This is a genomic window from Mucilaginibacter daejeonensis, assembly GCF_020783335.1.
Classification (GTDB): Bacteria; Bacteroidota; Bacteroidia; order Sphingobacteriales; family Sphingobacteriaceae; genus Mucilaginibacter; species Mucilaginibacter daejeonensis.
The window spans coordinates 843,892-855,860 of record NZ_CP086068.1 but is presented as its reverse complement, the minus strand read 5'-3'; the positions used below and the strand labels follow the sequence as shown (position 1 = coordinate 855,860).

Sequence of the window (11,969 nt, the reverse complement as noted above, 5' to 3'; positions counted from 1 at the left end):
TCAAGCGGCCTTTGTCTTTACCAGAATATGGAAGTGCAACACCCGGCGCTTCACAAAACCAATACTTTCATACACCCTGATCGCGCGCTCGTTATCATTACGTACGTGCAAGAACGGTATCTCACCTGCCAGTTTGATGCGGGTGATCTGGTAGTTCAACAATTGCTTGGCATAACCTTTTGCTAAATGGTCAGGGTGGGTGCATACAGCGCTGATCTCGGCGTAAGGCTGGGGGCTCATGCGCTGGCCGGCCATCGCTACCAGTTGGTCGCCGGCAAATATGCCCGTGTAGTGTCCAAAATCTATGGTACGTTCGGCAAAGGGGCCGGGTACGGTAAGTTTGGTCAATGCCAGCATTTGCGGTATGTCCTTTTCAGTTAGCGGAACGATGGGCACAACAGGCTCTTCAGGCAATTCTTCCTTGCTGTATACCATCTGAAAACATTCGAGCTTGTTCAATAAGGTCCAGGAAGCGGGCAGGTCGATCTCGGTCTCGGTCACAAAGCCAATGGGACTACTGAACGGAAGCTGATCATGCAGTTGCAACAGGTTCTCAACAGTATTCTCTTCAACTCCTGTAAAGGGCGATACCTCAGGTAAAAAATACCTGACCGCACCGGTGCCATTGGCCAATTGCGCATTGCCGGTGGTGAGTGCATTCCAGGTAGGGTTATCTAAAACATGTTCCACGCGGCAAACCTAAAAAATTTAAGCCGTGGGTGCATCATTCATCTGCAAGGAAAGCTGATCACTTTTGTGGTACCAACGTGACATCATCGATATGGCAGAACGCGTTGGCCGCTCCTTCTGCCACAAAGCCCACCTCCACCTCTCCGTTTCTGACAGCGATGTTTTTGATCGTGATGGTCTGCCAGTCCGGATGCTCCTTATTAAGGTTTTGCGTTGACCATTTGCCTTTACTTTGAGCGTACATCTCCAATTGGCCAAATCCTTTGCTATTCTGTACGCTTGCAGTAAGGGTATATAAGCCATCCTTCAACGGCACATACGGCGACGAAGTGATCAGTTGAGATACTTGGCGTTTGAAGTCCACGTTGTCGCTAATGTTCAGGCTTTTTTCGCCGATCACTTTCTTGCGGTCGTCCTCCGTATTAAAATAGTTCAATACAGGAGATTCATCGTTACCCACCATGATCTTATTGCCTTTGATCACTTCAGTACGCCACCCGGTCAGTTGCTCCTGTATAGGTTTCACCTTGCTGGGGATGTGATTACGGTCGGCCTCAAAACTTCCGTTTTTCACATAGTTGTTATCGGCGCCTACGGTCCACTTTCCGGTCAAGGTATTCAAATTCCAGGAACTGATGGAGTTGAAATAGGGTGTGCTACCATCGAACGTTAACGGGAACCACTGGTTGTAGCCAAGTCCATTGCCCGCAAAGTCGGCCCAACGGTCACCACAATAAACCACGGTCTCCTGCTGCGTTCCGCGTACGGTCACGAAAAAGCCGGTCTGCGTTACGTGGGCAAAGTCATCTGCACAACCTTTCATCACCTGCATATCATTGGTGGGTGTGTATGGTCCTCTGATATTGTCGGCCACCAGGTAATAGGCATATGATGAATCCCATCCGTAGATATTGGAAGCGCACATATAATACTTGCCCTTGTACTTGAACATGCAATTCCCTTCGCGGCTCTCTCCTTTAAATACCTCCGTACAGTCCAGCAGGCCGATCTTGCCATCCTTCACGCCTATCTTCGATACGTATATCCTGTTGCGGCCCCTGCCATAGGAATAGATCAGGTACGAGCGCCCGGTATCAGGATCAGTGAACACGGTTTGATCACCGGTATTGGTGGTGCCGATAATAGGCTGCATATTGATCTGCTGATGTTTGGCAAAGGTCCCTGTGGGTCGATCAGCAGTGGCCACCAGCACTTGTGCACCATATTGCACGAACATGGCATACTTCTTTAGCTCCTTGATATAGGCTACACCCAAACGGCCGACCCAGGTCTTTCTCCCATCATCAAAAACGTCCTCCGGTTTCAGCACATCTGCTTCAAATTTCCAGTTGACCAGGTCGGTAGAGCTGTAGCAGGTGACCGAATGGAAAGTAGCGTTCGGGTAGGTGACCGAAGGCGCCTTGCGGTAAAGATCTGCCTCTTTGTAATGCACGCCGTACCAATAGTAGCGGTCTTTACCGGTTTTGGGGTCGGTAAAGGTAAATATGCCACCGCCCTGGCTATAGATCGGCTGCCCGCCGCTAGTGTCCCAAAACACATCGTTCTTGATGTTATTGGCCTGGCCCAATGCTTGGCTGAACAGTGAACAGCAAGCACATAACATCAACAGGAATCCTTTAAGCGAAAGCAACATATTAGAGGGCATGTATTAAGTACTATAAATGAGGATAGCTAAAGTGCATTTATTTTATAGTTGCACCGTCCTGCACAGTCTGTATGAGCCCTTTAGTGAAGCCCTCACCTCGCCACATTATGATCGCCTTAGAATTTGGTTAGCCTGTGTAACAGTATTTTGACATTCACTAATTTTGATGTCTGTTCTTCCCCAAATTAAGAACAGGCTATTGGTAAAGAGTGATCGATGAAGTGGTTATTATTGCTGATGACAAGCTGCTGGTGCGGCTTGGTTAACGCGCAGAACATTACCGGACATGTAATGGACGATAAGGGCCAGCCGCTGGGCTTCGCTAATGTGGTGCTGCTGACCACTGCCGATTCAGCCGTGCGCTCTACGCTGACCGATGCCGATGGCGCTTACCGATTCTCTAAGATCAATCCAGGTGAATACAAGATCGCGACCACAGGCATCGGCTTCAAACCTTTGGCATCAGCTCCGTTCAACTTTGAGGGAAAGGACCTAACGCTACCCGACCTGAAACTTATTGCGGATATGAAGCAGTTGAGCGATGTGGTGGTCACAGGTCGTAAGCCATTCCTCGAGCAGCGGGTCGATAAACTGGTGGTGAACGTGCAGAACAGTGTATTGGCCGCAGGAGCTACCGCCTCTGAGATATTGAGGCATGTACCGGGCATCAGGGTGTTGAACGACCGGGTGACCATGACCGGTAAGAACAAACTGGTGATCATGGTGAACGGTCGGTTATCCCCTTATCAGGACATGAACGCTTTTTTAAGGGCCACTCCGGCCAACAGTATCGAACGTATAGAGGTGATCAGCAATCCGTCAGCTAAGTTCGATGCCGAGGGCGATGCTATCATCAATGTGGTACTTAAACATAAACAGACCGCAGGCACCAACATTACCGCAGGCTTTGCCACCGGTGCCGACCCTTACCGGCTTACCGAAGTGGGTGAAGGAAACAAAGTATATCAACGCTATAACCCCTCAGTGAGCTTTAACCACCAGGATGGCGACCTCAACGTGTTCGGCAACTATAGCTACTTGTATCGTACGCAATTCGAGGTCGATCTTATCGAGCGGCTACATGACCAAAGCCGATATGATCAGCGCAACTACAACCCATCGCAATATGGTATGCATAGTTATCAAGGTGGGGCCGACCTTAAGATAGACAGCCTGAACACTATTGGCTTTGTGATCAATGGCTTTGACCGTGACGGCATCGGCGATTACCGCAACCATTCTATCCAGACCAGCATCCTGAACGGCGGCCTCATCGATGCGTTCACCAGCACTAATGACCAAAGTAACGTGAATCGAAATCTGTCGCTGAACCTGAATTGGCGACACAGTTTTGCCAAACCGGGCGAAACCCTTTCAGTGGATGCTGATGCGGCACATTACCTGATCAGAAACGTTAGCCAGATCACGGTGTTCCCCTCTGCCGGTAACATCATTCACAACTACCAGCGCATCAACACACCGATCAACTTTAAGACGCTTAAGGCCGATCATGTATACCCGATCGGCAAGAACAGCAAATTAGAAAGCGGAATAAAGGTGAGCGTGGCCAAGATCGACAATGACCTGCAGTTCGAGCAGAACGGGGTAAAAGGCGTTGACCGGTCTGACCGTTTCGTCTACCGCGAGAATATCAACGCGGCCTATGGCAACTTCTACACCACGTTGAGAAAATGGGATATGCAGGCCGGCCTTCGTGCCGAACAAACGGTGGCTACCGGCACCTCGTATAAAAAGACCGTGCTCGACCGCAATTATGTTCAACTGTTCCCAAGCCTGATGATCACCCGCCATCTGGACAGTGTGCTGGCCATAACCGGTCAGTATAACAAGCGCATAGGCCGCCCCAGCTATCAGCAGCAAAACCCATTTGAGGTATACCTTGACCCGCTTACCTATACCAAGGGCAACCCGTTACTTACGCCGCAAACCACACACTCAGCCAAAGTAAGTTTAACATACACCGGGTTGCCCATATTGGCTTTATCGTACGATCGTACCAGCAACATCATCGTTGATTACGCCCCGCAACAAAAGACCATTATTGACCCGAATGGCGTACCGAGGCTGGTGAGCTTCAGCGTGGCCGATAACCTGGCCGAAGCACAGAACTTTACCGCACAGCTTAATTTCCCGATCAAGATCGGTAAACTGATGGACGGTTATGGCGGCGTGATCACCTCACTTCAGCGTTATGCTGCCTTTTACCAGGGCGGTATATTTGATGCGCAAAAGTGGGGGCACGTGTTCTTCACCCAAACTGACCTGAAGATGAGCAAGACCTGGACCGGGCAGATCGCGGCCTACTATGCCACACCGAGTCAATACGAGTTCATCAGGGCTGGCCGCAACAGCAGTGTTGACATGGGCATAGCGAAAAAGATATTGCATGACCGGGGCAAGATCAGCCTCAGCGTGTCGGACCTTTTATTTGATGATAAGACCCGTGGGACCATCCGCTACCAGGACATTGATCTGCGGCTGAAACAATATAATGATACCCGTAACGTGATCATTGCATTTACTTATAACTTTGGCAGTAAACAGCTAAAGACCACAGAGGCTCATACCACCGGTGCGGATGAAGAGGCCAAACGTGTAAAGACCAATTAACGGGAAGCATCATGCTTTCGTCACCTATATGTTATGCATAAGATACTGATACTTGAGGACGACCACAAGATGGCCAGCGAGCTTCGCCAGTTCTTCACCAACCGTGGCTTTGAATGTGATCAGGTGTACGATGGTCATATCTTTTTTAAGCAGACCGAGCTTACCGCTTATGACATGTACATATTAGATGTGAACGTGCCCGGCCTCAACGGGCTTGAGGTATGCAAAAAGGTCCGCCAGCAGAACCGTTCTATCCCTATTTTAATGCTTACCGCTTACAGTGCCGTTGAGGACAAGGTTAACGCATTGGAATTTGGTGCCGACGATTACCTGGTGAAACCCTTCCACCTGGAAGAGTTGCTGGCCCGTGTGAACGCCTTGCTACGCCGAAGCAGCAATACCAAGATCGAGGAGAAGCACGTGTACAAGATCGATGACCTGGTGATCGATTCGGCAGAGTTAAAGGTGACCCGTAATGGTAAAGAGATAGTGCTTACCCCTAAAGAATATAAGCTACTCGAGCTGCTGGCCGCTGCCGATGGACGAACCGTGTCCAAACAGACCATTGCCTCCAAGGTGTGGGATATCAATTTTGAAACGGGTACTAACACCATTGAGGTATACATCAACTATTTGCGCAATAAGATCGACAAAGGCTTTGCGCGTCCGCTGATCCACACCCGCGCCGGTTTCGGGTACTATTTAAGATCATTGGCATGAATTTGAAGCAGCGGTTCTCTTTGATCTTCAGTTGCCTGTTCTCGGTAGTACTGGCCGTGGTGATGCTGGTGGTTTACTGGCTATTTGCCGATTTCAGGCAGGAAGAATTTGTGGATCGGCTGGCCGAGAAGGCCGAAACCACTGCCCGCATTTTGCTGGATGTAAAGGAGGTCACTCCTGCCACGCAAAAGATGGTGGATGAGAATAGCATCACCCGTTTGTACAGCGAGAAAGTGCAGGTGTTCGATACCAACAAAAAGCTTATTTACCGCAGTGCCGACAACGCCGACGTGCGCTGGACCAACGCCGAACTGGATCAGGTGAAGAAAGAGGGTAGGGTATTCAAAACGTATAAGGAATTTGAGGTGCTGGGCGTTTTCTACACCTCGCAAAAGAAAGATAATTACGTGCTCATTTCGGCCACCGATACTTATGGCAATCGTAAATTGGTGTACCTGAAATATCTGTTACTCGGCGCTTTCATAACAGGAACTTTGTTGGTGTGGCTGTTATCCTTTTGGTTAAGTAAAAAAAGTCTCGAACCACTGGATATATTCCGGAAGCAGATACAAGAAATAGCTGATAATGAACTGACCATCAGGCTACCCAAGGCCAAACGTGAGGACGAGATCAATGCATTGGCCAGATCTTTTAACCAGATGATGGACCGTATCGATCAGGCCTACGCCCGTCAGCGCGAGTTCACGGCCAATGCCTCACATGAGTTGCGTACCCCTGTTGCCCGCATAGCCCTGCAAACCGAGAACATGATGCAGACCGCCGACCTGGATGACGCCACCCGTGCATACCTGAGCAGCGTGGCCGACGATGCCTTTAAGCTATCCGAGATCATCACCTCGCTTATCTCATTTGCTGAGGTGAACAACCGCCGCACGATGGTCGACTTTAAACCCTTGAGATTAGATGAAGTGGTGTTCGGAGCTTCGGCCGAACTGTCGGTGCTGTACCCCGACCTGAAGCTAAAATTTGAGATCGAGAATACGACCACTAAGGAGACCGACATTGAGATCAGCGCCGATGAGGTATTGCTAAAGATCGTGATGTTGAACTTGATCAAGAACGCTTACTTGTATTCAGACAATAAGGTGGTGGAATGCTGCATCAAGCAAAAGGAACACACCATTGATGTGATCATCACCAATACCGGCCCGGTGCCGCAGCTTGCCGATACGGCTCAGCTTTTCAATACTTTTTACCGGGGCACGAACACCAATAGCCGTTCGGGTACAGGCATTGGCCTAAGCATCGTCAAACGCGTGCTTGATTATCACCAAGCCAACATCCTTTTCAACATCATCGACTCTAACACCAATCAGGTGATCGTAACATTTGTGTTATAATTTCTAAGCTTATTCTAATCCCATCTTAATCGTGTACTAATCGTGCCTCGCAATATTTGTGTATGCCGCCAACGCAGTGATACGGCGAGCGGCATACAACGAACTATTGATCCCAAACACGAAGACTGAATAAGTTAAAGCGAGCCCAACAACTAAACAAAACGTTCGGCCCGTCACTTAAAAAAGGCCGTCGGCTTCACCAAGCTGCCCCCTCCATTTAGTATTCATTTATCCGGCATCAGCCTGGTCGCAGTGGCCATGTTCAAGGTCGTTGTTCTTTACGGAGAAAAGGTATCATTAGCAATGATCGCATCAGCTACATTATACGATACGATCAGCGCTGTTCAAATTGCCTCAATAAATTAAAGAACTATATAATGGAAGTATTATTAACGGGAGCTACTGGATTGGTGGGCGGTGAGGTACTGATCAACCTGTCCAAACGCAGCGAGATCAGTAAGATCTACTGCCTCATCCGCGCCGTGTCTATCGAGAGCGCTACGGCCAGGCTGAGCAAGATCTTCGGCCTGCACAATGATGAGTTCGATCAGCAAAAAGTGATACCCGTACTGGGCGATCTTTTTGACGAAGAACTTACAGCCAAACTTATTTGCGACCCACAACTCAGCAACATCACCACGGTGATCCACTCGGCGGCCAACACCTCATTTGCCAAAGTGAAGGATGACCTGGTCGAAAAAGCCAACATTGGCGGTTTGACCAAGATCTTATTATGGGCCAAACGCCTGCAAAGCCTGGAAACGTTCATGTACGTAGGTACGGCCACCATTTGCGGCCGTGATGTGAAGCACCGCTTGGTGACCGAGGATGAGACGCCTAACTTGAAGGCCAATCATCTGGTAAAATACACCTACACTAAAATGCAGGGCGAGTTGTTGTTGAAACAACACCTGCCTGAAGACAAGATCCTGGTGGTACGCCCGTCGATCATTATGGGTGATAGCCGCAAGGTGGAACCACGTTCGCCGGTTATCCTGTGGGCATTGGCCACCATGAACAAACTGCGCCTGGTACCCGCCGAGCAATATTCATCGCTGGATATGGTACCGGTTGATTTTGTGGCCAACGTGATGACCCAGCTGCTTTTTGTGAAACGTAACTACAATGTTTACCACATATCGGCCGGTAATGACAATTGCACCTCGGCTTTGCAAATAGCCAAAGTATTTGATGGGCATTTTAATGACATGCTGCCGCACCGTTTTATTGGGAAAGAGATGCTCAACCCGCTTAAATTATGGGCAAAGGGCAAATTACCGGTAGGCCATGAGTTGTATGAGCATTACGCTTACCTGGAGCATTTACAGTATGAGTTTGAGGACCTCAGCAACCTCCGCATCCTGTTCGCCGGACTTGACCCTTACCTGGAATTTGCCGAGCTAGGTCAACGTTTTGATAACTCCCGCATTATGCAGGACCTCAACATCGAGCCGTCAAAACCAGGTCACGTTTATATTCACAACTGCTTGCATTACATTGAAAGGATAAATCTGTTAGAAGGCGCTATCGATCCGTGATATTCAGGAGCGCTGCAAAAAATAACCACTTCTGATGTTTCCATTTCAGAGTGGTTGTTTTTTATTTATCAGTGAGGAAAGGCTGCACGGCGATCGTGCGGCTTTTTTATTTTAGGCCTGGTCGCTTAATGGAAATTACGCCCTTTATGAAATGCCCCTTCGGTGGTGACGGTGGGCTTAGGTGTTGACCGCCCATCGTAGTTATAAGGCTGATAGGTCTCATCGGCACGGGCCGGCGAATGCGGCAAGGGCGAAAGCCCTGTCTCGGTGAGGCTGCGCAGCAAGGCGGTGAGGTTGTAACAGCGCTGCACCACCAGGTGTATCACTCCATTAGCGACCTGCAGGCGGCCCGTCACCATCAACAATCTTGATTGCACGATCTCTTTCCGGTACTTATTGAACAGCTTTTCCCAAACGACAAGGTTGGCCGATCCGGTCTCATCCTCCAGGGTCATAAAAAGCACGCCTTTGGCCGTACCAGGCCGCTGCCTTACAGTGATCAAGCCTGACACGCTCACCCGCTGCCCGTCCTTCATGGTCGCAAGATCACGGGCTTTGCTGTTGCCCATTTGGGTGAGCTTACTGCGGAGCAATCCAACCGGGTGATCTTTAAGCGAGAGGCCGGTAGAGATATAATCCTGCACCACATGCTCGCCACGACTCATGGCCGGCAGGTCTATCTCTTGTTCCAAAACGGTTTCCGAAAGCTGGCCATCGAACAAACCGATCGGCCGGTCGGCCAACGCCGAAACCTCCCATAAAGCCATGCGCCGATCGGCTCCTAAAGACCGGAAGGCATCGCCATCGGCCAGCTTTTCGAGCGCGGCCTCGGGCACCCCTACCGCCCGCAACTGATCGATGTGCCCGTAACCGTTACCCCGCATGGCCACCAGCAGTTGCATATCATCCTCCCTTAAGCCTTTGATCTGCCTGAAACCCATACGTACGGCACGCCACTTGCCACCTTTGTCTTCCAGGGTATTGTCCCATTCAGAATAGTTGACATCCACAGGTAGCACCTGTACATGATGGTCGCGGGCATCGCGCACGATCTGTGCCGGCTGGTAAAAGCCCATAGGCTGGCTGTTGAGCAATGCCGCACAAAACACATCAGGATAGCGGCATTTGATGTAAGCCGATATATAGACCAGCAGGGCGAACGAGGCCGCATGACTTTCAGGGAACCCGTACCCCTCAAAGCCCTGAAGTTGTTTAAAAATGCGACGGGCAAAATCTTCCGTATAGCCGTTGGCCAACATGCCATCCACCATCTTTTTTTCATACAAATGGAGCTTACCATTGGCCTTGAACGATGCCATGCTACGGCGCAGCTGATCGGCCTCACCCGGGGTAAAGCCCCCGGCCACCATGGCTATCTCCATAGCTTGTTCCTGAAAGAGTGGAACACCTTTGGTTCTCTTTAAGACCTCCTCTAATTCCGGTTTAGGATATTCTGGTGCTTCCTCGCCATTACGCCTCCGTAAGTAAGGATGCACCATATCGCCCTGAATAGGTCCCGGGCGTACGATGGCCACCTCGATCACCAGGTCATAGAACTCTCTTGGCCTTAACCTGGGCAGCATGGACATTTGTGCCCGGCTCTCGATCTGGAAAACACCGACCGTATCGGCCTTGCAGATCATGTCATACACATCAGGCTGATCTTGCGGTACGCTGGCCAGCGTATAGTCGGTACCATACTGCTGCCTGATCAGGTCGAACGCTTTGCGGATCATGGTAAGCATACCCAACCCCAGCACATCCACCTTCAGGATCTTCAGGTCCTCAATGTCATCCTTGTTCCACTCTACCTGGGTACGGTTGTCCATGCGGGCATTCATGATGGGGCAAAGGTCGCTTAGCTGACCATCGGTGATCACAAAGCCACCCGTGTGCTGCCCCAACTGCCTTGGGAAACCGATCAGCTCGTTAGTGAGCTGCAGCACTTTATGAACGATGGGATCAAGCGGGTCGAGACCCTGCCCTCGCAGGCGGGCCTCATCCAAACCTTCTTCCCTGAAACTCCATATGGTACCACCTATACGCTTGATCGTATCTTCAGACAGGCCCATGGCCTTGCCCACATCCCTGATGGCGCCTTTATGCCTTTCTTGGGTAACGGTGGCCACTATACCGGCCCGGTCACGGCCATAATCCTCATATATGAACTGGATGATCTCCTCGCGGCGTTCGTGCTCAAAGTCAACATCAATATCCGGCCATTCGTCCCGTGCATCTGACATAAAGCGCGAGAACAGCAACCTCGACTTATCAGGATTTACCGCCGTGATCTTCAAACAATAACAAACGATCGAGTTGGCCGCCGAACCACGCCCCTGATATAGGATACCCAGGTCTTGAGCTTTTTGAGTGTACCGATGCACCCGTAAAAAATAAGGAGCCAGTTTGCGTTTTTCGATGAACTCCAATTCGAATTTGATCTGTTCACGATGCTTTTCGGGCAGGTCATCTCCCCAAAAGAATTTGGCCCCCTCCCAGGTCAGTTTCTCCAATCGTTGCTGAGGCGTGAGCCCGTCAACGATCCGCTCGGCCGGTTCGATGTATTGCAGTTCATCAAGCGAGAACTTACAGGCATTAGCGATATGCATCGCATTATCTAACGCTTGCGGATAACGACTGAACAACCTCGATATCTCTTCCTTGTCCTTTAAATGGCGTTCGGCATTTTGGTGTAGTTTGTAACCGGCAGTGCTGATAGTACAATGCTCGCGTATGCAGGTGAGTATATCCTGCAACTCACGCCTGGCTGCACAGTGGTAATGCACATCGCCCAAGGCTACTAAAGGCACACCCATTTGCGCCAGCCGGTGCAAGCGTTTGGCATCCTGTCCCTGGTAGTAAAATGAAGCAGCAAGATAGAGTGAACCACCTAAGCGTTGCTGATACTCGGCCACATCACTGATGAATGCCTGATCGAACTCATACCTCGGGTTCAGCTTTTCGGGAGGGACAGCGATGAAGATCATCCCCTGGCTGTGGTCATAAACGTCCGCTTTGTACAGTTCACATTTTCCTTTTTCGGTACGCAGGTTGCCCTTGGTGAGCAACGCCGAAAGCCTGCTATAAGCATCACGGTCAGTTGGATAAGCCAGTAAGCTGGTGCCATCCATCAGGTCAAGACGGCAGGCAGGAATGAAACGGATATGATGCTGCTCCTTATTGGCCTCCTTTGCGGCCATGTGAGCACGCACCACGCCGGATAAAGTATTGCGATCGGTCAGGGCAAAGGCGGTATAGCCTAACGCAACGGCTTCTTCTACCAATTCATGCGGATGCGAGCCTCCGCGCAGGAAGCTAAAATTTGAGGTCACCTGTAATTCTGCATGCTCCATAACGCTATCA

Annotated in this window: 7 protein-coding genes; 4 read left to right on the top strand and 3 right to left on the bottom strand. The window is 50.2% G+C overall.

Annotated elements, in window-relative coordinates:
• Complete coding sequence (locus LLH06_RS03835) at positions 1-690, bottom strand: GNAT family N-acetyltransferase (protein WP_228171943.1); 690 nt, start codon at positions 688-690, stop codon at positions 1-3.
• 58 nt (positions 691-748) lie between these two features.
• The gene (locus LLH06_RS03830) at positions 749-2,356 is read right to left on the bottom strand and encodes a family 43 glycosylhydrolase (protein WP_228171942.1); all 1,608 of its coding nucleotides are present in this window, start codon (positions 2,354-2,356) and stop codon (positions 749-751) included.
• Between the two features lie 216 nt (positions 2,357-2,572).
• On the opposite strand from LLH06_RS03830, the gene LLH06_RS03825 reads away from it, so the two are divergent.
• The 4 genes from LLH06_RS03825 to LLH06_RS03810 all read left to right on the top strand — a co-directional run bounded on the left by LLH06_RS03825 (position 2,573) and on the right by LLH06_RS03810 (position 8,606).
• Entirely contained in the window at positions 2,573-4,987 is a 2,415-nt protein-coding gene (locus LLH06_RS03825; protein WP_228171941.1) for an outer membrane beta-barrel protein, read from the top strand.
• A gap of 33 nt (positions 4,988-5,020) precedes the next feature.
• Entirely contained in the window at positions 5,021-5,707 is a 687-nt protein-coding gene (locus tag LLH06_RS03820; RefSeq protein ID WP_228171940.1) for a response regulator transcription factor, read from the top strand.
• Positions 5,704-7,068: a sensor histidine kinase gene (locus LLH06_RS03815; RefSeq protein ID WP_228171939.1), complete on the top strand. Its 1,365-nt coding sequence runs from the start codon at positions 5,704-5,706 to the stop codon at positions 7,066-7,068. Before LLH06_RS03820 ends, LLH06_RS03815 begins: the two co-directional genes overlap by 4 nt.
• A gap of 377 nt (positions 7,069-7,445) precedes the next feature.
• Positions 7,446-8,606, top strand: coding sequence for an SDR family oxidoreductase (locus LLH06_RS03810; RefSeq protein WP_228171938.1), 1,161 nt, complete (start codon positions 7,446-7,448; stop codon positions 8,604-8,606).
• A 125-nt stretch (positions 8,607-8,731) separates the two neighbouring features.
• Here the strand turns inward: LLH06_RS03810 and LLH06_RS03805 are convergent, their stop codons facing one another.
• Entirely contained in the window at positions 8,732-11,959 is a 3,228-nt protein-coding gene (locus LLH06_RS03805; RefSeq protein ID WP_228171937.1) for an error-prone DNA polymerase, read from the bottom strand.
• Positions 11,960-11,969 lie beyond the last annotated feature (10 nt).

Coding starts and splice junctions, on each gene's coding strand:
- LLH06_RS03810 (WP_228171938.1), top strand. CDS start 7,446: ATGGAAGTATTATTAACGGGAGCTACTGGATTGGTGGGCGGTGAGGTA.
- LLH06_RS03830 (WP_228171942.1), bottom strand. CDS start 2,356: ATGCCCTCTAATATGTTGCTTTCGCTTAAAGGATTCCTGTTGATGTTA.
- LLH06_RS03820 (WP_228171940.1), top strand. CDS start 5,021: ATGCATAAGATACTGATACTTGAGGACGACCACAAGATGGCCAGCGAG.
- LLH06_RS03815 (WP_228171939.1), top strand. CDS start 5,704: ATGAATTTGAAGCAGCGGTTCTCTTTGATCTTCAGTTGCCTGTTCTCG.
- LLH06_RS03825 (WP_228171941.1), top strand. CDS start 2,573: ATGAAGTGGTTATTATTGCTGATGACAAGCTGCTGGTGCGGCTTGGTT.
- LLH06_RS03805 (WP_228171937.1), bottom strand. CDS start 11,959: ATGGAGCATGCAGAATTACAGGTGACCTCAAATTTTAGCTTCCTGCGC.